This is a genomic window from Acinetobacter sp. YH12108, assembly GCF_013419055.1.
Classification (GTDB): Bacteria; Pseudomonadota; Gammaproteobacteria; order Pseudomonadales; family Moraxellaceae; genus Acinetobacter.
Genome location: NZ_VPAW01000024.1, coordinates 1 through 23,692, shown reverse-complemented (window position 1 = coordinate 23,692; position 23,692 = coordinate 1). Strand labels below are relative to the sequence as shown.

Annotated in this window: 18 protein-coding genes; 9 read left to right on the top strand and 9 right to left on the bottom strand. The window is 44.7% G+C overall.

Annotation, left to right across the window (positions count from 1 at the left end; all coding sequences use genetic code 11):
- Positions 1 to 3: 3 nt before the first annotated feature.
- The 3 genes from FTU46_RS13345 to FTU46_RS13335 form a co-directional block, all read right to left on the bottom strand.
- A complete protein-coding gene (locus FTU46_RS13345) occupies positions 4 to 675 on the bottom strand; it encodes a class I SAM-dependent methyltransferase (protein ID WP_180105165.1) in 672 nt (223 codons plus the stop codon).
- A gap of 283 nt (positions 676 to 958) precedes the next feature.
- Positions 959 to 2,647 carry an AMP-binding protein gene (locus FTU46_RS13340; protein WP_004782479.1) on the bottom strand — a complete coding sequence of 563 codons (1,689 nt, stop codon included), beginning with the start codon at positions 2,645 to 2,647 and terminating at the stop codon, positions 959 to 961.
- Between the two features lie 97 nt (positions 2,648 to 2,744).
- Positions 2,745 to 3,380: a TetR/AcrR family transcriptional regulator gene (locus FTU46_RS13335; RefSeq protein ID WP_004782481.1), complete on the bottom strand. Its 636-nt coding sequence runs from the start codon at positions 3,378 to 3,380 to the stop codon at positions 2,745 to 2,747.
- A 146-nt stretch (positions 3,381 to 3,526) separates the two neighbouring features.
- Between FTU46_RS13335 and FTU46_RS13330 the strand changes: the two genes are divergently transcribed.
- The 8 genes from FTU46_RS13330 (at position 3,527) to FTU46_RS13295 (ending at position 13,013) form a co-directional block, all read left to right on the top strand.
- The gene (locus tag FTU46_RS13330) at positions 3,527 to 4,699 is read left to right on the top strand and encodes an isovaleryl-CoA dehydrogenase (protein ID WP_004782484.1); all 1,173 of its coding nucleotides are present in this window, start codon (positions 3,527 to 3,529) and stop codon (positions 4,697 to 4,699) included.
- Between the two features lie 35 nt (positions 4,700 to 4,734).
- Complete coding sequence (locus FTU46_RS13325) at positions 4,735 to 6,336, top strand: carboxyl transferase domain-containing protein (protein ID WP_004782485.1); 1,602 nt, start codon at positions 4,735 to 4,737, stop codon at positions 6,334 to 6,336.
- Positions 6,337 to 6,348: 12 nt separating this feature from the next.
- Positions 6,349 to 7,143, top strand: a complete 795-nt coding sequence (locus FTU46_RS13320) for an enoyl-CoA hydratase/isomerase family protein (RefSeq protein WP_180105164.1) — start codon at positions 6,349 to 6,351, stop codon at positions 7,141 to 7,143.
- Between the two features lie 19 nt (positions 7,144 to 7,162).
- Positions 7,163 to 9,157 (top strand): acetyl/propionyl/methylcrotonyl-CoA carboxylase subunit alpha, encoded by a 1,995-nt coding sequence (locus FTU46_RS13315; protein WP_180105163.1) that lies wholly within the window; start codon positions 7,163 to 7,165, stop codon positions 9,155 to 9,157.
- Positions 9,154 to 10,056, top strand: a complete 903-nt coding sequence (locus tag FTU46_RS13310) for a hydroxymethylglutaryl-CoA lyase (RefSeq protein ID WP_004782490.1) — start codon at positions 9,154 to 9,156, stop codon at positions 10,054 to 10,056. Before FTU46_RS13315 ends, FTU46_RS13310 begins: the two co-directional genes overlap by 4 nt.
- A 100-nt stretch (positions 10,057 to 10,156) precedes the next feature.
- A complete protein-coding gene (locus tag FTU46_RS13305) occupies positions 10,157 to 10,861 on the top strand; it encodes a CoA transferase subunit A (RefSeq protein ID WP_004782493.1) in 705 nt (234 codons plus the stop codon).
- A gap of 2 nt (positions 10,862 to 10,863) precedes the next feature.
- Positions 10,864 to 11,502, top strand: coding sequence for a CoA transferase subunit B (locus FTU46_RS13300; RefSeq protein WP_180105162.1), 639 nt, complete (start codon positions 10,864 to 10,866; stop codon positions 11,500 to 11,502).
- 98 nt (positions 11,503 to 11,600) lie between these two features.
- On the top strand, positions 11,601 to 13,013 hold the full coding sequence (locus tag FTU46_RS13295) for a short-chain fatty acid transporter (protein WP_180105161.1): 1,413 nt from the start codon (positions 11,601 to 11,603) through the stop codon (positions 13,011 to 13,013).
- A 57-nt stretch (positions 13,014 to 13,070) separates the two neighbouring features.
- Here FTU46_RS13295 and FTU46_RS13290 read toward each other — a convergent pair whose 3' ends face one another.
- From FTU46_RS13290 to FTU46_RS13275, 4 genes are all read right to left on the bottom strand, one after another.
- Entirely contained in the window at positions 13,071 to 14,564 is a 1,494-nt protein-coding gene (locus FTU46_RS13290; RefSeq protein WP_257224661.1) for an OmpA family protein, read from the bottom strand.
- A gap of 193 nt (positions 14,565 to 14,757) precedes the next feature.
- On the bottom strand, positions 14,758 to 15,996 hold the full coding sequence (locus FTU46_RS13285; RefSeq protein ID WP_180105159.1) for a dihydroorotase: 1,239 nt from the start codon (positions 15,994 to 15,996) through the stop codon (positions 14,758 to 14,760).
- Positions 15,997 to 16,006: 10 nt separating this feature from the next.
- Positions 16,007 to 17,023, bottom strand: a complete 1,017-nt coding sequence (locus tag FTU46_RS13280; RefSeq protein ID WP_004782500.1) for an aspartate carbamoyltransferase catalytic subunit — start codon at positions 17,021 to 17,023, stop codon at positions 16,007 to 16,009.
- Between the two features lie 223 nt (positions 17,024 to 17,246).
- Entirely contained in the window at positions 17,247 to 17,579 is a 333-nt protein-coding gene (locus FTU46_RS13275) for a hypothetical protein (protein WP_034170006.1), read from the bottom strand.
- Between the two features lie 654 nt (positions 17,580 to 18,233).
- Between FTU46_RS13275 and rlmKL the strand changes: the two genes are divergently transcribed.
- Positions 18,234 to 20,438 (top strand): bifunctional 23S rRNA (guanine(2069)-N(7))-methyltransferase RlmK/23S rRNA (guanine(2445)-N(2))-methyltransferase RlmL, encoded by a 2,205-nt coding sequence (rlmKL, locus tag FTU46_RS13270; RefSeq protein WP_180105158.1) that lies wholly within the window; start codon positions 18,234 to 18,236, stop codon positions 20,436 to 20,438.
- Positions 20,439 to 20,505: 67 nt separating this feature from the next.
- Here the strand turns inward: rlmKL and clpB are convergent, their stop codons facing one another.
- Together clpB and FTU46_RS13260 are read right to left on the bottom strand one after the other, a co-directional pair.
- Positions 20,506 to 23,085, bottom strand: coding sequence for an ATP-dependent chaperone ClpB (clpB, locus tag FTU46_RS13265; RefSeq protein ID WP_180105157.1), 2,580 nt, complete (start codon positions 23,083 to 23,085; stop codon positions 20,506 to 20,508).
- Between the two features lie 253 nt (positions 23,086 to 23,338).
- A complete protein-coding gene (locus FTU46_RS13260; RefSeq protein ID WP_373686589.1) occupies positions 23,339 to 23,485 on the bottom strand; it encodes an MbcA/ParS/Xre antitoxin family protein in 147 nt (48 codons plus the stop codon).
- Positions 23,486 to 23,692: the final 207 nt, after the last annotated feature.

Genomic DNA, 23,692 nt, shown 5'->3' with positions numbered 1-23,692 from the left:
TCTTTATTTTCTGAGTAAAAAACCATAATAATTCATGATTTGACTATAAATTTTGCGCTGTTTAAATCCGACTTTTGTTAAAAGTTCATTTGAATCTTCTACTGAAATCAGAAAAAAGTCCTGCTGCAATCTGGCCAGCATATTTTCGCTTTGCTGCACACTAAGTCCGGTTTGCTGTGCCATTTTTTGCATTACCTTTAATTCATTCTCATCTTCTGGTTGCATCAGGTCATAGGTCAATCCGATCCCGCCAGCTTTAAGGCCCTGATAGATAGCCTGAAAAAAATCAGATTTCTGAGGTTCAGGAATAAAATGGGCGACTAAAATAGCAAGTGCAGCATCGAAAGTATCCTGCTGATCCAGTTCCTGAGTGGTGCACTGTATAAACTGAACTCGTTGTTCAGCTCCAATAGAAGCCAGATGCTTCCTTGCCTGTTCAAGCATCGCAGCGGAAGGATCAATCGCAGTAAATGTCCAGTTGGGATGCTGCTGCAATAAATAAGATAGCTCATAACCAGTACCGCAACCCACGATCAGGATATGTGCATTTTCTGGAAGCTCAGTACTGAGTATTGCTTCAATCTGTTGATGCACCAGTTCATAGCCAGGAATCAGTTTACGGATATGATCATCATAACTTGCGACCACCACTTCACTGTGAAAGTTTTTTGCCATCTGTTTACTCTGATTTAGATAGTCGATATATGAAGTTTTATATTGAAATAAGACTTTATATAAAAATGGATTTTTATCTATTTAAAGAAATTACTAAATGTATGACCTCAATTCGCAAGATGGATTCTTCTTCCATTGTGCAGGTTCTTCGTTACTTTGACTGGGCAAAGTAACCAAACCCCTTTGTTTCATTGATATGGCATCCTTGCCATACAATGAAACGGCGGCATCCATGCCGCCAGGTCATCTGATCAAATACTATTTAAACTTAGCTTTAATTAATTTAAGCAATCTCTTTTAAATTTAATTCTTCACGCATAAATTCACGCAACTTGAACTTCTGTGCCTTACCTGAAGCTGTCATCGGGAATTCATGGAAGAAACGCACATAACGTGGCACTTTATTGTGAGAAATATGCTCAGCACAATATTGACGGATGGCTTCTTCGGTACATGGATCATTTTCATGCAGGATAATGCAGGCACAAAGCTCTTCACCATATTTATGGTCTGGCACGCCAATCACCTGCACATCCGACACCGCTGGATGGGTATAAAGGAAATCTTCAATTTCTTTCGGGAACAGGTTTTCACCGCCACGAATGACCACATCCTTGATACGACCTTTGATTTTGACAAAGCCTTCATCATCCATTTCGGCAATATCACCGGTATGCATCCAGCGCGCAGCATCAATGACTTCCTGCGTCTTGTCCTGGTCCTCCCAATAACCGAGCATCACGGAATAACCACGCACACAGAGTTCACCCAGTTGACCGCGCGGCACCACCTTGCCATTTTCATCGACAATTTTCACTTCCAGATGCGGATGGACACGGCCAACTGTACTGACACGACGTTCAACACTGTCTTCAGTAGAACTCTGGGCACTTACTGGTGCTGTTTCAGTCATGCCATAACAAATGGTAATTTCGGACATATGCATGCGTTCAATTACACGCTGCATAATTTCCTGCGGACATGGGCTACCCGCCATAATACCGGTACGTAGGCTGGATAGATCAAACTCGTCAAACTGCTCATGTTCCAGCACAGCAATAAACATGGTCGGTACGCCATAAGCTGCCGTACATTTTTCCTGCTGAATGGCTTTTAGAGTTTCCAGCGGATTAAATACGGCAGACGGATAAATCATGGCTGAACCATGGGTAATACAGGCCAGATTGCCCATTACCATGCCAAAGCAGTGGAATAGTGGAACAGAAATACAGACACGGTCTTCCGGACTTAAGTGAATCGCCTCACCGACAAAGTAACCATTATTTAAAATATTGTTATGGGTCAGCATCGTACCCTTAGGATTCCCTGTGGTGCCTGACGTAAACTGGATATTGATAGTTTCATCGAACTGCAAATCAGTGGAGATCTGTTGCAGCTGTTCCAGCTCTTGAGCACTTGGTGTAGGCATTAAATCTTGAAAACGATGAATACCCGTATGCTGCTGCTCATCAATTTTAATGACATGTTTTAAATGTGGGAGACGTTCTGCATTTAGTAATTTATTTTCAGCCTGTTTTAATTCAGGCGCAATTTTGGTCAGAATTTCCTGATAGTCCGTTGTTTTAAACTGCGATGCAATGACCAGTCCCTTACAGGACACTTTATTCAGGACATATTCCAGCTCATTGCTTTTATAGGCCGGATTCAGGTTAACCAGAATAATGCCTGCCTTGAAAGCTGCGAACTGGGTAATAGTCCATTCCACACAGTTCGGCGACCAGATCGCCAGACGGTCACCTTTTTGCATACCCAATTTCAGCAGCTGACAGGCAAAGGCATTGACCTGATCCTGTAGCTGCCGATAACTCAGGCGTATGTTCTGATGCATGCTGACAACTGCATCGCGATCTGCATATTGTTCGCAAGCCTGATCAAATTTTTCACCAATCGTCATGCCCAATAAAGGCTGGCTGCTGGTTCCATAGGCATAGCTTAACCGTACTTGTGTCATTGAATCGATCTCCTTGATTCTTTGTAATTCTGATTTTCAACTTTACTAATTGTTTTATGACTACGACGACCTTGTCTATGTGCCTGTTTTTGTGCGTCTATGCTGCTGAATTTCCCTCCTGTCGATGTACTGCGTTAACACAAAAATCGGCAATCTGTTTGACAAAGTGATCCTTGTAGTTCTGATCAAACATCACATTACGGGACGGATTCAAAGGTTCAATCACGACAAAGGTCATGGCACCAACCACGCCCAAAGCTGCCGTATTTAAATCTTCAAACTCGAACTCTCCATTCACCTTTCCTTCGGCCAGGATTTCCTTAATGCTTTGTTTAAGCAGCTGTTTACTGCGAAAACGCTCATGTTCCATTTCCGGATCAACCGGTTCAAACATAAGTGAATACGCCAACTGGGGGCTATTCATGGCACGTTTCACAAAAGTTGTAACAGATTTTTGCAATTTCAATTTTGGCGACAAATCCGACCCGGCAATGGAAACAAGAATTCCAACTTCGTGCTGAATCGCTGCCGACAAAACCTCAATCAAAATCTGGCTTTTGTTTTCAAAATATCGATATACCAGCCCTGTAGAAACGCCTGCGCGTTCTGCAATCGCCTGAATCGACGCCTCTTTAAAGCCCCCTTGAGTAATCAGTTCACGAGCAGACTGTAAAATCGACAAACGATTTTGTTCCATTCGTTCCTGCATCAGTGATGATCTTTTATAACTCATAATCTTATTCTCAACCAGATAAAATGAATTGTAAATCATTTTGTGAATATAGGTTCACTTTTTTAATTTTTCGTTGTATGTTAAAAAAACAAGCACAACAAAAATGCTTTTGGACACAACAAATATAATCTCAGGATGGATGAAGAATGAATTTACAAAGCTTAGATTTCGGTTTGGATGAAACTCTTATTGCGCTTCGTGATTCAGTGGCCGCTTTTTGCGCCAAGGAAATTGCCCCAATTGCCCAGCAAGTTGACCGTGACAATGAATTCCCGGCTCACCTCTGGAAAAAATTTGGTGATATGGGCCTACTTGGTTTAACGGTCAGTGAAGAATATGGCGGTACCAATCTGGGGTATCTGGCCCATATTATTGCCATGCAGGAAATTTCCCGTGCTTCAGCATCCATTGGTTTGTCCTATGGCGCCCATTCTAACCTATGTGTAAACCAAATTAAGCGAAATGGTAATGAAGAACAAAAGCAGCGTTATCTGCCAAAACTGATTTCTGGTGAATATGTCGGTGCATTAGCAATGTCTGAGCCGAATGCCGGATCAGATGTGGTCAGCATGAAACTGAAAGCTGAAGATAAAGGTGATCATTATCTACTCAACGGTTCCAAGATGTGGATCACCAACGGCGGCGATGCTGATGTACTTGTGGTCTATGCCAAAACCGATTTACAAGCTGGCGCCAAAGGCATGACCGCCTTCCTGGTTGAGAAAAATATGCCAGGTTTTAGTCACGGCACTCATTTAGACAAACTGGGTATGCGTGGTTCCAATACTTATCCCCTGTTTTTTGACAATGTCGAAGTTCCTAAAGAAAACGTCCTTGGCGGTGTCGGCAATGGGACTAAAGTGCTGATGAGCGGTCTGGACTATGAACGTGCTGTTCTCAGTGCTGGTCCATTGGGCATTATGGATGCCTGCATGGATACCGTGATTCCTTATATTCATGACCGCAAACAGTTTGGTCAGGCACTCGGTGAATTCCAGTTGATGCAAGGCAAAATTGCTGACATGTACTCTACCTGGCTGGCATGTAAGGCGCTGGTGTATGCCGTTGGTGCTGAATGTGACAAGGCTGATCATAGCCGTAGCCTGCGTAAAGATGCTGCCAGTGCCATTTTATATGCCGCTGAAAAAGCCACCTGGATGGCGGGTGAAACCATTCAGACCCTAGGTGGGAACGGTTATATCAACGAATTTGCTGCAGGCCGTTTGTGGCGCGATGCCAAACTCTATGAAATTGGCGCCGGAACTTCCGAAATCCGCCGTATGCTAATTGGCCGTGAGCTCTTCAACGAAACAGCCTAAACATTAACACTTAGAATAAGACAAGGATGTTCGTCATGAATCAGTTACAGAGCAAAATCAATATACGTAGTGAAGAGTTTAAGACCAACCAGGCTGCCATGCTGCAACTGGTGGATGACCTTAAACAGAAAGTAGAAAAAATTGCCTTGGGTGGCGGAGAAACTGCCCGTCAGAAACATCTGGATCGCGGCAAATTACTGCCGCGTGAACGGATTAATCATTTAATTGATCCAGGCACAGCTTTTTTGGAAATCGGTCAACTGGCTGCCTATCAGGTTTATCAGGATGATGTTCCTGCAGCAGGTGTGGTCGCTGGTGTAGGTCAGGTCAATGGTGTGACCTGCATGATCGTGGCCAATGATGCCACAGTCAAAGGCGGGACTTATTATCCCCTTACTGTGAAAAAGCATTTACGTGCCCAAGAAATTGCCGAACAGAATCATTTGCCATGTATTTATCTGGTCGATTCTGGCGGTGCTTATCTGCCTTTACAGGATGAAGTATTTCCGGATCGTGATCACTTCGGCCGTATCTTTTACAATCAGGCACGTATGTCGAGTTTAGGTATTGCCCAGATTGCAGTGGTGATGGGTAGCTGCACAGCCGGTGGTGCTTATGTACCAGCAATGTCAGATGAGACCATTATTGTGCGCAATCAGGGTACTATTTTCTTGGGTGGCCCTCCTCTGGTAAAAGCAGCTACCGGTGAGGTGGTTTCCAGTGAAGACCTGGGTGGTGGTGATGTACATACCCGTTTATCTGGGGTTGCCGATCATCTGGCAGAAAATGATGAACACGCAATTGCCATTGCCCGCAACATTGTGGCGAACCTGAACAAAAAGCCAAATAAAACTGCAGATGAAATCGAAGCACCGCGTTTTGACAGTTCAGAGCTGTACGGCATTGTGCCAAGCGATGCCCGTAAACCGTTTGATATCCGTGAAGTGATTGCGCGTATTGTCGATGGCTCACGCTTTGACGAATTCAAGGCACGTTTCGGGACTACCCTAGTGACTGGCTTTGCCAAGCTTTATGGAATGCCAGTCGGAATCATTGCCAATAACGGTATTCTATTTTCCGAGTCTGCGCAAAAAGGCGCACATTTTATTGAACTATGTACCCAGCGCAATATTCCGCTGATCTTCCTGCAAAACATCACCGGCTTTATGGTGGGTCGTCAGTATGAAAATGAAGGTATTGCCAAAAATGGTGCCAAGCTGGTGATGGCCGTCGCGACAGCCAATGTGCCTAAACTTACTCTGGTGATTGGCGGTTCTTTTGGTGCCGGTAACTATGGCATGTGTGGCCGTGCTTACTCGCCACGCTTTATGTGGACCTGGCCAAACTCGCGTATTTCAGTGATGGGCGGTGAACAGGCCTCTAGCGTATTGTCGACTTTGAAACGCGATCAGATTGAGCAAAAAGGTGGAACCTGGTCAGCTGAAGAAGAAGACCAGTTTAAACAGCCGATTCGTGATCAATATGAACGTCAAGGCCATCCTTATTATGCTTCTGCGCGCTTATGGGATGACGGTGTCATTGATCCAGCGCAATCGCGTGAAGTCCTGGCCCTAAGTCTGGCTGCAGCGATGAATGCGCCAATCCAGCCAACCAAATTCGGCGTGTTCCGCATGTAAGAGGTGACAAAAATGGACTATCAATTTTTACAGCTCGAACAGCAGAATCAGGTGGCAACGGTCTGGATTAACCGGGCTGAACTGCACAATGCGTTTAACACCCAGGTCATTGAAGAGCTACATGCCTGTTTCCAGTCTTTAAATCAGCGTGATGACGTACGCGTGGTGATTCTGGCAGGCCGAGGCAAAAGCTTCTCTGCGGGTGCAGATCTGAACTGGATGAAACAGGCCGGTCAGGCCTCACAGGCAGACAATGAAGCCGATGCTCTCAAACTGGCAAAAATGTTGCAAAGTCTGGCGACATTAAAACAACCGACGATTGCCCGTGTCCATGGTATTGCTTTTGGCGGCGGTATGGGACTGGCATCCGCTTGTGATATCTGTATCGCCAGCACTGATGCCAAGTTTGCAACGTCTGAAGTACGTTTAGGATTAGCCCCTTCGACCATTAGTCCGTATGTGATTCGTGCGATTGGCGCCCGTCAGGCGTCACGTTATTTCCTGACTGCTGAGCGAATCTCAGCTGAACAGGCGAAAACCATTGGTCTGGCACATGAAGTGACTGCACCAGAACAGCTCGACAGCAAAATTGATGAGATTGTGGAAGCGCTCTTACTCGGTGGACCAGCAGCGCAAAACGCCTCAAAACAGCTGATTCAACTGGTCGATCAACAGGTCCTGACTGAAGATCTGCTGTTTAAAACCGCACAGCATATTGCCTATGTTCGCCAGGGAGATGAGGCGAAAAATGGACTGAATGCATTTTTAAACAAACAAAGCCCGGCCTGGATTAAGACCACGGCATAACAACAAGAAGGATCGTAGGATGTTTGAAAAGATTTTAATTGCCAACCGTGGTGAAATTGCCTGCCGTGTGATTCGTACAGCGAAAAAGTTAGGCATCGCTACTGTTGCCGTATATTCCGATGCCGATGCACAGGCACAGCATGTCAAACTGGCAGATGAAGCCATCCATATTGGTGAATCGCCTGCTGCACAAAGTTATTTACAGATTGAACGTATTATTCAGGCAGCAAAAACTACCGGTGCTCAGGCCATTCATCCAGGTTATGGTTTCCTGTCTGAAAATGACCAATTCGCCCTGGCCTGTCAGGATAACAACATTGTCTTTATTGGTCCGCCAGTGGATGCGATCTTAGCAATGGGTCTGAAAGCGACCTCTAAAGCCTTAATGGAAAAAGCTGGTGTACCTTTAACCCCCGGCTATCATGGTACCAATCAGGATGCCGATTTCTTGAAACAACAAGCTGACAGTATTGGCTATCCAGTACTGATCAAGGCTAGTGCTGGCGGTGGCGGTAAAGGCATGCGACTGGTCGAGCGTAGTGAAGATTTCCTGAGTTCACTCGCTTCCTGTAAAAGCGAAGCACGTTCCAGCTTCGGCAATGAAGATGTGCTGATTGAACGCTATGTCGTGCAGCCACGCCATATTGAAGTTCAGGTCTTTGGTGATACACATGGCAATTATGTGCATCTGTTTGAACGTGATTGCTCCGTGCAGCGTCGTCACCAGAAAGTTCTGGAAGAAGCACCTGCACCTAAAATGCCAGAAGACAAACTTGAGGCGATGCGCCAAGCCGCAATTGATGCTGCACGTGCTGTAAATTATGTCGGTGCCGGTACAGTCGAGTTCATCGTTGAGCAAGACGGTACTGCTTACTTCATGGAAATGAACACCCGTCTGCAGGTTGAGCATCCAGTCACTGAAATGATCACCGGTCAGGATCTGGTGGAATGGCAGTTACGTGTAGCGTTCGGTGAACCTTTACCGAAACAGCAGCATGAATTACAGATACACGGTCATGCACTGGAAGCCCGTGTTTATGCCGAAGAACCAGAAAAAGGTTTTATTCCTGCCATCGGTCAGATCAGCTATTTGCACTATCCAGAACAAAATGACAGCGTGCGTGTGGATAGTGGCATTGTCGAAGGTGATGAAATCAGCACCTATTATGATCCGATGATTGCCAAACTGATTGTTTGGGGCAAAAACCGTGAAGCTGCTTTAACCCAGATGCATCATGCCTTGGGTCAGTTTCATGTCGATGGTCTTGGCAATAACATCGCTTTTCTTGATCGCTTAGTATTATGTGATTCATTTAAAAATGCCCATCTCGATACTGGCCTGATTCAACGTGAAGAAGAGTTCCTACTCAAACCATCTGCTGATATCAGTGCAGAATTAGTGGTCACTGCAGCCTTGGTTGAACTGTTATCGCGTCTGGCTCAAAACCCGACTAGCAATAATCCAGTCTGGCAGCAAAAGGCATTTTGGCGTCTGAATCAGCAAAATAGCTACACAATTAAATTACAATGTAATGACGTTTTACGTGTGGTGAGCTTTAAAGCGCTAGAAAATAGTTTCCTGGCAAATTATGAAGGCCAGACACTTACCATCCAGGGTGAGCTGCTTGATCAACACCTACTCCAGTTAAATCTTGCGGGTCAGCAGCAGAAACTGCCATTTAGCCAGACTGAGCATGGCATTACCCTGTTCCAGAATGGTCAAAGCTACAAGTTCAATTATTTGAAAAATGACTTTAATAACCAGGATGAACAAGGGACTGAAAATAACTTGACTGCGCCAATGCCTGGCGTGATTACTCAGGTTCTGGTCGCGGCAAATGACAAAGTGAAAAAAGACGATGTACTGCTGACCTTGGAAGCAATGAAGATCGAATATACCATTCGCGCTCCGCATGATGGCATTATCGCAAACTCATACTTCCAGAAAGGTGATCAGGTTAAAGCCGGTGATGAACTGGTTGAGTTTCAGCCTCTAGCGGAGGAAGTTGCATGACAGATTTCGTTAAAATCGTAGAAGTCGGGCCACGCGATGGCCTGCAAAACGAAAAAACACCTTTAACACTAGATGACCGTAAAAATCTGATTCTGGACCTGATGAAAACAGGTTTGCAGGCGATTGAGGTCGGCTCCTGTGTTTCAGCCAAATGGGTTCCACAGATGGCAGATAGCGATACGCTATTTGCCAGCTTGCCTAAAGATCCGAATATCCAGTTCAGTTTGCTGACGCCAAACATGAAAGGTTTTGAATCAGCGCTGGCTGTGGATTGTAAAGAAGTTGCGGTATTTACCGCAGCTTCTGAAAGCTTTACCCACAAGAATATCAACTGCTCGATTGATGAAAGCTTTGAGAAGTTTGCAGATGTGATGGCAGCTGCCAAAGCAAATGATGTCAAGGTGCGTGGCTATGTCTCTTGTATGGTGGACTGCCCTTATGAAGGTGCAATTGATCCAAAGCAGGTCGTCAAAGTTACACAGCGTCTACTAGACATGGGCTGCTATGAAGTGTCATTAGGTGAAACCATTGGTACGGCAACTCCGGATCGCGTGAAGAACGTCTGGGATGCCTGTCTTTCAGAAATTGATAGTAAAGTGCTAGCCGGTCATTTTCATAATACCTATGGCATGGCCATCGCTAATATTTACCAGTCATTGCTGCAAGGGATTCGGGTATTTGACTCCTCTATTGCCGGTCTCGGTGGCTGTCCTTATGCCAAAGGTGCTTCCGGCAATGTTTCAACTGAAGACCTGTATTACCTGCTCTCCAAGATGGGCTTTGAAACCGGTATTCAACTGGATGCTTTGATGCAGGCCAGCCGTAATATCAGCGAGGTATTACAACGCAATAATCCATCCAATTATGCCAATGCCTATTGGCAAAAAGCCTGTGCTTAAAAACTTGAAATAGCCGGACACTCTATAAGTCCTCATGGATAGAAATCAGCAGATCTTTAGATAAAAGAGATCTGCAAGAGAAGAATAAATCGAGGTAAAAATGTCAAATAAAGTGTATGACAGTGCAAAAGCCGCTTTAGACGGCGTGGTCCAGGATGGACATACCCTGGCGGTAGGCGGTTTTGGACTCTGTGGTATCCCAGAAGCCCTCATTGCAGCTTTAAAAGAAACCGGTGCCAAAAGCCTCACCTGTATTTCCAATAATGCCGGTGTCGATGGCTTTGGCTTGGGTCTATTGCTGGAAACCAAACAGATCAAAAAAATGATCTCTTCCTATGTGGGCGAGAATAAGGAATTTGAACGCCAATACTTAAGCGGCGAACTCGAAGTTGAACTGACTCCACAAGGCACGTTGGCGGAAAAATTACGTGCCGGTGGCGCAGGTATTCCCGCTTTCTATACCGCGACTGGTGTCGGTACCGTTATTGCTGAAGGTAAAGATGTCCGCGAATTCAATGGCAAGTCTTATATTCTGGAAGAATCCTTAACTGCGGATGTGGCTTTGGTGAAAGCTTATAAGGCCGATAAAGCCGGTAACCTGATTTTCCGTAAAACTGCCCAGAACTTCAATCCGGTCTGTGCCATGGCTGGCAAAGTGACCATTGCTGAAGTCGAAGAAATTGTCGAGATCGGTGCCCTTGATCCAGATGAAATTCATCTTCCAGGTATTTATGTGAACCGGATTGTACTGAATACCCAACCGGAAAAACGCATTGAACAGATGACTTTAAAGGCGGAGGCTTGATCATGGCTTGGACACGTAATCAAATGGCGCAGCGCGCAGCACAAGAGCTTGAAGATGGTTTCTACGTCAATTTAGGGATTGGCCTGCCGACGCTAGTCGCGAATTATATTCCGGAAAATATCAATGTCTGGCTGCAGTCGGAAAATGGTTTGCTGGGGATTGGAGAATTTCCAACGGCCGATACTGTGGATGCAGACCTGATCAATGCTGGCAAACAGACGGTAACTGCCCGCAAAGGTGCTTCTTTCTTTTCCAGTGCCGACTCCTTTGCCATGATCCGTGGCGGTCATGTCAATATCGCTATTCTGGGGGCTATGGAAGTCTCAGAAAATGGTGATCTAGCCAACTGGATGATTCCAGGCAAGAAGGTCAAAGGCATGGGTGGTGCCATGGATCTGGTCGCAGGTGTGCAAAAAGTTGTGGTGCTGATGGAACACTGCGCCAAAGATGGTACGCCTAAAATTGTCTCACAATGTAGTCTTCCGCTTACTGGTCAGGCCGTAGTGAACCGGATTATTACTGACTTAGGTGTATTGGATGTCACACCTGAAGGTATTCAACTTGTAGAACTGGCACCCGATGTCAGTTTTGATGAAATTCAGAAAGTCACCGGTGTGCCTTTGCTCCGTAAAGCAGCCTGATTTTTTTCCCAGCCCTTAAAATGAAAATTTTAAGGGTTTCTTTTTGGCTGAAGAAAGCCACTTCTTAATAACAAATGCAGAATAAATGGATTTTAATTATGCAAACTCAACAAAATATCTTGCAGCGCTTTGCCATGCGTGTCAGCGACTGGTCTGAAAAATGGTTTCCGGACTCTTATATTTTTGCCCTACTCGGTGTCATCATCGTTGCGATTGCCGCGATTGGCATTGGTGCACCGGCACAAGACGTCGCAATTTCATTTGGTGACGGATTCTGGAGCCTGATTCCCTTTACCTTACAGATGTGTATGCTGATCGTGGTCGGTTATGTGGTTTCCGTATCCAAGCCTGTCCAGCTGCTGATCCAGAAAATGGCACGCTTGCCGCATTCCGGTCGTGGTGCGATTGTCCTGGTCGCCACGGTCAGCCTGTTAATTTCCCTGATTAACTGGGCCATGAGTACTGTACTGACTGCACTTCTAGTGATTGCACTGGCACAGCGTAAAGAGCTTAACATGGATTACCGCGCTGCTGCGGCTGCCGCGATTATCGGGATGGGTGCGACCTGGGCACTGGGCATCAGTTCTTCAGCTGCACAGTTACAGGCCAATAAAAGCAGTCTGCCTGAACCGCTTTATAATCTGACTGGTGTGATTCCTTTTACCGAAACGATTTTCCTGCCGCAATCCATGATCATGACAGCAGTCTTGATCATCGCCTCGATTGCCATTGCCTACTGGTCTGCGCCCAAAGGCAATCATATTAAAACTATTGATCACTTCCCGATCCAGATTGAAGAAGAAAAGACTGAAACCGTGACCCATAAACGGCCGGGTGACTGGCTGGAAAACTCGCCAATCTTAAGTATTCTGATTGTGGTTCTGGGTCTGGTCTGGATGTTTAACGAGTTTTCCAAAAGTAATCCTATTCTGGCAATCTCCAGCTTAAACACCTATAACTTTATCTTTCTGATTTTGGGTGTAGCTTTACATGGTACACCACGTAATTTTCTCAATGCTGTGTCCAAAGCTGTGCCGGCCATTTCAGGGGTGCTGATCCAGTTTCCGCTTTATGGCAGCATCGCCTTTATGATGACCAATGCCCTGAATTCTGCTGACCTGTCCCTATCGCACTATATCGCCGAGTTCTTCGTGTCGATTGCCTCGCAGGAAACCTTTGCAGTGGTGATGGGAATTTATTCAGCGATTCTAGGCTTCTTCATTCCTTCTGGTGGAGGAAAATGGATTATTGAAGCGCCTTATGTGATGCAGGCTGCACATGACCTGAAAGTGCATCTGGGCTGGTCTGTCCAGATTTACAATGCGGCCGAAGCCTTGCCTAATCTGATCAATCCTTTCTTTATGCTCCCTATGCTGGGTATCTTAAAATTAAAAGCCAAAGATGTGATTGGTTTTACAGTGACCCAACTGGTCTTTCATCTTCCATTGGTACTATTCTTGCTCTGGTTCCTAGGAAGAACCCTGACTTATACCCCACCTGTCTTCTCTTAATTCATAACAAATAAAAAAGGACGAATCATTCGTCCTTTTTTATGATGAAAGAATTATTTAGCTGGCTTTCTTTTCAACTACGCCTTCATTATCTACAGTATGTACACGACCATCTTCGGTACTCATAACTTCAAAAGTTACACGACGATTTTGATACTGACCGTTCGAGGTTGCATTCGGTTGAGCTGGCTGACTCGCCGCCATACCGACAGGTTGTAATTGTGCCGGATTCACCCCTTTCTGTACCAGATAATTCACAATGGCTTGAGCACGTTTTAAAGATAGCTCCTGATTTTGAGTGCTGCTGCCTTCCGTATCAGTATGGCCTATTACGGTTAGACGTACATCTTTGGCATATTGCAATAAAGCTGCGGTCTGATCCAGCAAGCTTTTATTCACTTCAGGAATTTCTGTAGAACCTGTCGCAAAATGAATAAGTTGCAGGTTTAAGGCAGTTGCAACATCCAATGCCTCAATATTCTCCATCTGAAGTTCGTCTAAAGCTTTTTTAGCCTCGGTATTGGCTGTATTGATCGCCTCATCCATATCCACTGGTTTTTGGGTCACGACTTCTACATTTTTAGCTAAGCCACGAATTTGACCTGCCAAACGCTGTGCATCTGCACTGTTCGCTGCCTGCACAGATACCTGATTACCCGCCCAAGTCAAAGTCACATTTGACATACCTTGCAGCAGTTTCAGTACTGAAGGAATCGTATCCTGATCAATAAATTCAGAATGGTAATTTTCATTGGCTACTGCACCACAGCCAATACTGTAATTAAAGATCTGTTTGATTTCATTTTGCAAAATCTGCATATATTTCGGATCATTCATCTGTACCTGACAGTTGACGATTTCACCCTGACTACCGGTGCTGATTTTGAGAATTGCAGGGTTCGTTACAGCAGCTTCACTCACTGCTTGGGCATTTCGCAATTCATCCGGATCATCATCACGCAGGCATCCACGGAAGAAGAATAAGATAATTGCAGCAATAATCACGAGGAGAATAAAAGGCCAGAACACCACTGCCTTTTTCTCTTCAGTCAGTACTGGTTCTGCTTCCGGTTCGGAAGCCAGACCCGGTGCGCGGTTCAGATTTTGTCCCGCCAGCGGAGATACGCCTAGAGATGCCAGTATGGGGCCAGCCCAGACTGGTAATGCCCGTTGAATCGAGTCTGCATGGGTATCTAACAAATGGCCTACTGCTTCAGCAGTGGGTGCACCCGCTTCTGCTTGCAAGAAGTTCATGGTTGGAACAATTGCCCGGTTCAGGGTCTGTTCAATTTCATCTTGAGGTGCAGTTGAATCTAACTGAGCCAGGAATTGTTGTTTTAGGGTCGGATTATTATTAAATAATTCATCAATCTTGGGGTTAAGTTGCTGACCCAGACTTTCAATCCAGGCCGGTCTTGCACGAAGAATACTTAACAATACAGGATAAAATTGGGCTAAGGCCTGATCCTTGGCAAATAGATGTTCTGTTTCACCTTGCAGCACAATGGCGGTCACATCGCTCTTTAAACGTTCAATTAAATCTGTATTCATCAAGATCACCATTATTCTGATTTATAATGTTTAATATTTAATCAGTGTAGCGACCCACCCTCTTTGGAATGTTAATAATTGTACTGATATCATAAAGTTTCACTGTTTATGTAAGGCTAACTTTTCTAGTATTTTAATTAAGATATAAAAAAGTCAGCCGAAGCTGACTTTTTGTAAACGCGAAATGTAAGTGTTATGCAGCAATAAAAGTTTGCAGCACTTTACCTTTCACTTTTTGATTGAGCAGTGGTGTATTTTTACCTTGAGAAACGATCGTTTCTTTGCTTAATGTCCACTCCTGTTCTGGATCAACCAGTACCCAGCCTGCTTCCGCTTTCCAACGCTCAAACATACTGGCGACTTTCGCAGGAGCAACTGTGACTTTCTCCACCCATTCCAACGGCGTAAAGAAGCCTTCATTCACTAGTTGGATACCGAACGGTACGTAGGTATCAAACGCGGTAAAGCCAGGCTGTGTTTCCGCAAAGGGTGCCATTTTGGCAGAGCTGCTCAGGGGTTCATGATGGGTACAGATCGCATCAATCACACCAGATTTTACGCCCTGACGCAGTAATTCTTTGTCAGATTCAGAACGTAATGGTGGACGCACGTGTGCAAGAGAGTTAAAGCCATCAATCAGATGGTCAGTCAGATGCAATTGGTGCATAGCGACATCACAAGTTACTGGCAAGCCTTTTTCTTTAGCAATACGGATCAGTTCTACTGATGCACCACAAGATAACAAGCCAAAATGAGCGCGTACTTTAGTCGCTTCAATCATGAGCAGGTATTTGGCAATTGCTACAGTTTCAGCTAGTGCCGGAATCATTGGCAAGCCCTGACGTGAAGCAATAAAGCCTTCATGCACACAACCATCTTTGGCAATTTGCGGCTCTTCTGCATAGAACACTACAGTCAGATCCAAACCCGCTGCATATTCAAGTGTACGCAATACCACATCATCATTGGCAAACGGCGCACTGGCATTAGAAACCGCAGTACAACCGCCTTTTTTTAAACCAGCCATATTGGCCGGTTGCTGACCTTGCAAACCTTGGGTTTGCGCACCGATCACCTGTAAATAAATGCCGCCATCCAGCATGGCTTTTTCAACCAGACCATGAATCAGCGCACCATTATCCTGCACAATCGGTTTAGAATCTGGCGGGGTAAATACATGCAGAATACCGTTTTCACGTGCAGCCTTACCTTCAGACTTTAAAGTTCCGTGTTGCTGCTGGCCCGGTTCTCTTAAACGTGCACACAGGTCCACCATGGTTGGCATCAGCCATTTGCCCTGCCCATCAATGGTTTCAGAGACGTGAGCAGTTTCTGCAATACGTTTACCATTTTCCAGATAAACCGTTTCGACTGAATCAGTGTTTTGGATTGGGTCAAGAACACGGACATTTTCAATTTTTACAATAGACATGACTTATTCCTTATACCGCAATCGCTTCAATCAAACCCTGTTCCTGTAACTGACCCTGCATCGCAAGAGCCAGTACCGCCATACGTACTGCAATCCCGTTAGTAACCTGTTTCAGAATCACGGATTGCGGACCGTCTGCAATACTGGAATCAATTTCCACACCACGGTTCATTGGTCCTGGATGCATCACGATACAATCCGGCTTGGCCATGGCGAGACGTTCTTTATTCAGGCCATACATTTTGTAGAATTCAGCCTGAGAAGACAGCGCTGGCGAATCAATACGCTCGTTTTGAATACGCAAGGTAATGATCACATCACAGTCTTTGATGCCATCTTCCATATTATTGAACAGGCGTACATCTTCACTGTAGTCATCAAAACCGTATGGCAACAACGTATTCGGTGCAATCACGCGAATATCTTTACAGCCTAAGGTTTGCAGTGCCGCCACATCTGAACGTGCTACACGCGAATGCTTGATATCGCCAATAATAGCAATCGACATATCTTCGAATTTTTTATTGGTCTCGCGGCGAATAGTCAGCATATCCAGCATCGCTTGAGTTGGATGGGCATGACGGCCATCCCCTGCATTAATAATAGCGACATTTGGACATACATCTTTGGCAATAAAGTGTGCTGCACCTGAAGATGAATGACGTACCACGAAAATATCTGCCGCCATGGCTTCAAGATTCCACAAGGTATCACGTAAAGTTTCACCTTTAGAGGTACTTGAACGGGCAATATCGATATTCAGCACGTTGGCAGACAGACGTTTGGCCGCTGCCTCAAAAGTAGTACGCGTTCGGGTAGAATTTTCAAAAAATAGGTTCATCACCGTTTTGCCTTCGAGCAAATTATTGGTGATTAGCTGATTTTGGTCATTAAAAAAGGACAACGCAGTGTCCAGTATTTTTGTAAGAGTTTCTTTAGAAAGACCTTCGATGGTCAGGAAATGTTTAAGATTACCTGCTTTGTTGAGTTGAATCTGGCTCGGTGTATGCAATGCCGCTAAGTGCATGAGAGATTCCTTATACGTTAAGTCAACGTATTATACAGAGATTAGCGAATCTTTATAGTTGATAAAGAGCTCGGTTGTACAAAAACCATCTCGGTAATAAGAATGGAAATTTAAATTCCCATGTATTTTTTCAATAAGATAATTTAACCTGTTTATCTATATGCTTGTTTCTTCATTTAAACATGAGTGCTTCAGTCTGGAGCATCCACACTCAATCCCCCAATTAGCGCAATGCGCCAATATAATGATGTGAAACCTGTGCGCGATAGATATCTTCTTCACTTGGTTCCACAGAAATCAGTTCCTTTTCCGCCTGTTCTTCAGCCTGCAGTTCTGAAAATGACGATAAATCCAGAGTGGTTTTTAAACGATTGACCAGATGTAATAACTCAGGATCTTCAGTCTGCTCTGCCAGCCCAATCACATGCTTTGCATAGTGGATATTTTCTGCAAGATACATGGCATCAATTACTCGCCCAGTCACTCGTCTTAAACGTGCATAGATCAAGGTAGCGATTGAAAATGCCTCATTCCTGCGTAATTGAAGATCCAACATCTAAGCCCCTCCGAAATAATAATTAAGAATAAAGATGAAGCTGTAATGATTCCCCTCAGCATTACAGCTTCATTGATATTAGATAGAGCAATAAACGTACCAAAATTAATAAATAAGTTATGTGAGTTATAAATTGATATGAATAAAAATTGATCTACCCCGAGCAATATTAGGTCAGCGTCTTTTTTGTTTTAGATTCACTCCTCGTCTGGCTAATTGATTGCTACAACCAATTACTGAACATGAGTGACCAAATTTTAGCTTTTACTTTTAGAGTAATGTTGATGCCATGAGGTGCATATAAACGATCCTGCATCAGATCCATCATATTAATAACCCGATTATTTATTTTTTAAATCACACATACAACATGGTCGCAATTGAAGAGCTAGATTGCGAATTAGTTTAATACCCATTACATATCCATCTGTAAAATAAAAGTTTTATTCAAAATATTTTCATTCTTGGTATTTTGTAATTTTACATCTCTCGTCAATTTTTAGTTTACTTTTTAAGTCAACATTTAGCGCTTTTTAGGATGAGTAAAACTAGGCTGTATATGCTCGAATTTAAAAAATTTCCAAAGCTTTAACAGGCAAAATACGCTAAACTGAGCGCAGTTTTTTATTTATTCTTTTCCGGTCTCTCTATTTTATGAATACCTCTTCACGTTTAAGCAATTATTGGGTCACCTGTGCCGATGGTCTGGAAACCTTATTAGAAGAAGAAATCAAAGGTTTAGGTGTTCAGGATATTGAACGTTTCCCAGGTCGTCTGACCTTCAAAGGCACGCTTGAAAATGCTTACCGCATCTGTATGTGGTCTCGTCTGGCTTCTCGTGTCCTGATGCCAATTCACACGCATGAAATCGAATTCTCCCACGATGCGCGTGATGTTGCAGAAGAGCTTTATGAAGGTGCGATGAGCTTCGACTGGTCACTGATTTTTGCACCACAAAGCACCTTCGCAATTCGTCTGCACGTTGAACGTGATATTAAGGTTAATACCCAGTTTGCGACCCTTCGTGCCAAAGATGGCGTCGTCGATTCCTTTATGGAAGCTGTGGGCAAGCGTCCAAGTATTGATACCAAACAGCCAGAAATCACCATGTACATTCTGGCCGGTAAAAAAGAACATACTTATTGTTTAGATTTATCCGGTGATTCCCTGCATAAACGTGGCTATCGCCGCTTTATGACTGAAGCACCAATCAAGGAAAATCTGGCGGCTGCGATCCTGCAAAAGGGTGGCCTGAAAGACATCAACCCAGATATTGTGGTTGATCCAATGTGTGGTTCAGGGACATTTATTATTGAATCCCTGATGATTCTGACGGATCGTGCCCCAGGTCTGGTGCGTCGTTTCGGATTTAATGGCTGGAATGGTCATGACCATGAATTATGGATGGGTATTAAAGCTGAAGCAGCTGAACGTCATAAAGCTGCGCTAGAAAACCCATTACCCAAATTCTATGCCTTTGATGCCGACTGGGAAGCGGTGAAAGCCACTAAACAGAACATTATTGCGGCAGGTTTTGAATCTGCGCTTGACCAGATCAAGATCGAAGAGCGTACTTTAAATGACTGGCCAGATTTCCAGGCGGAAGGCAAAAAAGTCTTCTTCGTCACCAACCCGCCGTACGGTGAGCGTCTGGGCGATAAGGCATCTAACCGTGCCTTGTATCTGGGTTTGTCTAATCTGCTGCAAAAGAATTTCCCGAATCAAAAAGCCGCAGTCATTGCTGCTCAGGTGGAACAGGCCGATGTCTTGGCGTTCAATGATCCACAAATTCTGCGTTTGATGAACGGTAAACTGCCGATCTATATCCGTTTCGGTACGGTAAAACCGGCAGCAGTCACACGTCCTTTCCTGGAAAGTTGGCAGCCACAACAATTCGAGCCGATCGAAGGTGCGATGGAATTTGCCAACCGCTTGACCAAGAATATGCAAACCCTGAAAAAATGGGCGATAAAAGAAAATATTCACTGCCTGCGTTTGTATGATGCTGACTTGCCGGACTTTAACGTAGCCGTTGACCTGTACGGCGAACGTCTGCATATTCAGGAATATGCCCCACCGAAAAAGATTGATCCTGAAAAAGCCAAAAAACGTTTTAACCTGGCATTGCAAGCAATTCGTGCCGTGACCGGTTTGGGCCGTGATGCGATCTTTATCAAGACGCGTGCCCGTCAGGAAGGTAAAAACCAGTACACCAAACAAAGTACGGCGTCTAAACGTTTTATCGTACAGGAAGGCCAAGCCAAGATTCTGGTCAACCTGACCGACTATCTGGATACGGGCTTGTTCCTGGATCACCGTCAGATGCGTTTGCGTATTGCCAAAGAAGCCAAAGGCAAGCACTTCCTGAATCTGTACAGCTACACCTCTACCGCGAGCTTACATGCAGCTTTAGGTGGTGCAGCGAGTACCACCAGCGTGGATTTGTCTAATACTTATTTGAACTGGTCAAAAGAGAACTTTGTGCTAAATGGTCTGACTGTAGATCATGCCGATCAACAACATCAGTTCTTTGCATCTGACTGTTTTGAATGGCTGAAAGAAGGCCATGAGCAATATGAGCTGATTTTTATCGATCCACCGACATTCTCTAACTCGAAAAAATTCTACGGGACTTTCGACGTTCAGCGTGACCACGTCTCTTTATTGAAACGTGCCATGAACCGTTTAACCACTGACGGTACGTTGTATTTCTCGAACAACTACCGTGGTTTCGAAATGGATGAAATGATTGAAGGTTTATATGACGTGGAAGAAATCACGCATGAAACCATTGGTCCAGACTTCAAGCGTAACCAGAAAATTCACCGTGCCTGGAAAATTACTCATCCAAAAATGTAAGGTGTGAATATAAGATAAAGAAAAACCCAGCCTAGGCTGGGTTTTTTTGTTGCGAGGAGAACTTCTATTAGCTGAGTTTCATTTTTTCAAAGACCAGCTCGCCACTTTCACCACGAACGACGATGGTATCACCAGGGCCAAACTCACCTGCCAGGATGCTTTGTGCCAAACCATTTTCAATACGTTGCTGGATCGCACGTTTTAATGGACGCGCACCATACAACGGATCGAAACCAGCTTCGATTAACTGATCGAAAGCACTGTCATCCACAGACAGACGCATATCGCGTTCTGCCAGACGTTGACGCAAGCGGTTCAACTGGATATTGGCAATACCACGGATCTGGTCTTTTTCCAGTGCATGGAACACCACCAGCTCATCAATACGGTTGATAAACTCTGGACGGAAATGTTCCGATACCGCATTCATCACCACTGTACGGACTTCTTCACGAGTTGCTTTATCGCCCAGTTCACGGACATCCTGTGAACCCAGGTTCGAAGTCATCACAATCACGGTATTTTTAAAGTCCACCACACGACCTTGCGAGTCAGTCAAACGACCATCATCTAGCACTTGCAGCAGAATGTTAAATACATCCGGATGCGCTTTTTCGACCTCATCGAATAACACCACGCTATATGGTTTACGGCGCACCGCTTCAGTCAGCACACCACCTTCTTCATAACCGACATAGCCCGGAGGTGCACCGACCAAGCGGCTCACCGAATGTTTTTCCATAAATTCGGACATGTCGATTCGGATCATGGCATCGTCACTGTCGAACAGGAAGTTCGCCAAAGCTTTAGTCAATTCTGTTTTACCCACACCTGTTGGGCCTAAGAACAGGAATGAACCACTTGGACGGTTAGGATCGGACAAGCCAGCACGTGAACGGCGCACAGCATTAGATACAGCCACTACGGCTTCTTCCTGACCAACAACACGGTTATGCAGGAATTCTTCCATATGCAGCAGTTTATCACGCTCACCTTGCAGCATTTTCGCCACAGGAATACCGGTCGCAGCACTGACTACTTCAGCGATCTCATTGTCAGTGACTTTGTCACGTAACAGTTTTGGTGCTTCACTTTCTTCAGCCGCTTCAATACGTTCCAACTGTTTTTGCAGTTCAGGAATCACACCGTATTGATAACGTGCTGCTTCAGCCAGATCACCTTCACGCTGGGCTTTTTCCAGCGCAATGCGAGCCTGATCCAGTTTCACCTGAATATCTTTGTTGCCTGCTACCAGCGCTTTATCGGCATGCCAGATTTCTTCCAGCTCGCTGTACTCTTTCTCTACAGTGGCAATCTGCTCTTCCAGATGTTTCACTTCGCTTTGTGCACCAGAGTCTGCATCTTTTTTCACCGCTTCAAGCTGCATTTTCAACTGGATCAGACGGCGTTCGAGTTTATCCAGTGCTTCAGGTTTAGAATCCAGCTCCATTTTGATACGAGATGCTGCTTCATCAATCAGGTCAATGGCTTTATCCGGCAATTGACGATCTGTGATGTAACGGTGCGACATTTTCGCCGCAGCAATGATTGCAGAATCCAGAATCTGCACACCGTGGTGAGTCGCGTAACGATCTTTTAGACCACGCAGAATCGCAATGGTATCTTCCACGCTTGGTTCATCCACCAGCACTTTCTGGAAACGACGCTCTAAAGCTGCATCTTTTTCAATGTACTGACGATATTCATCCAGAGTCGTTGCACCGACACAGCGTAGTTCACCGCGCGCTAATGCAGGTTTCAGCATGTTACCCGCATCCATGGCGCCATCGCCTTTACCGGCACCGACCAATGTATGCAGCTCGTCAATGAACAGGATGATTTCGCCTTCATGTTTAGCCAGATCTTTCAGAACGGCTTTCAGACGTTCTTCGAACTCACCACGATATTTGGCACCTGCCAGCAATGAACCTAAGTCCAGTGATAATACACGTTTGCCTTTCAAGCCTTCAGGAACTTCACCGTTAACAATACGTTGTGCCAGACCTTCGACAATCGCAGTTTTACCGACACCTGGCTCACCGATCAGTACCGGGTTGTTTTTGGTACGGCGTGACAGCACCTGAATTGTACGACGGATTTCATCATCACGACCAATCACCGGGTCCAGTTTGCCAGCCATGGCACGTTCAGTTAAATCAATCGTATATTTATTCAGTGAGTCCCGTTGATCTTCATGATTATTGCTCATGACTTTTTCATCGCCTCGAATTTGATTAATGACCTGTCGTAAAGTTTCAGTTTTTACGCCAACACTATTTAATAAGGTTTTGGTGGCACCCGTTTCTGCAAGTGCCAGTAATACCCAGTCAGTGGACAGGAACTCATCTCCTGCTTTTTGTGCATAACTGTCCGCTAGATGCAGGGCTTTGGCTGCTTCCTGACTGATATTGATATCGGCAGAGGGATTACCGAGCGTAGCTACATTGTTCAGCGCAGTTTGTACTTTGCTTTGCAGGTCACGCAGGTTCGCTCCTGCCTGTTGCAGCAAGCTCACATTCGATGCTTCTTCCATCAAGGTGGACAAGATGTGAATCCCTTCAATGGCAGCATGATCCTTGCTCATTGCCAGAGATTGCGCATCGGAAAGGGTTTGCTGTAAGCGATTGGTAAATTTCTCAAAACGCATTCTTGTTATTCCTCACAACAAATTTTCTACTTGATGGATATATGGGTGCTGGAAATAAAATTTCAAATAATTTTTTATATATTTTTCAAAAATTTAATTAAATAAAAGACAGAGTTATCAGTATTAATATTGGTATTCAATGAAAATATTTCAAGTGAGCGAAAGTAGAATTTTTAAATTGAAGATCAATAATGAATATCTGATTTAATTTACTCTGCTATTTTTCGGATGGGTAGAAAATAGAGAAAGACCTTTAGTGCGGTTGCAAGCGTCCTAGTAATCGCAATACTGCACTCAAACCATATTCTGTTTGCATCAAGGATCTTGGTATTTGCTGATCCAAAAGCTTGTTAGGTGAATTGATAAACTGGCGCATCCAGCTCAAGTCTCCACCATTCAGACCAAATAACGCTTGATAGATATTAGATCTCTTTCATAAATCAAAAAACGATCTTCTTTTTGGTTAATATTTGCACTCCGGATTTCTTGGCATTCATGCATAATCTGCGGATGAAATACATCGATTCAAACAAGCTTTCTGATCCTCAGTTCAAGCGATACACAGGCATCTCATGGTCAACCTTTGATTTAATGGTTGAGCAATTGA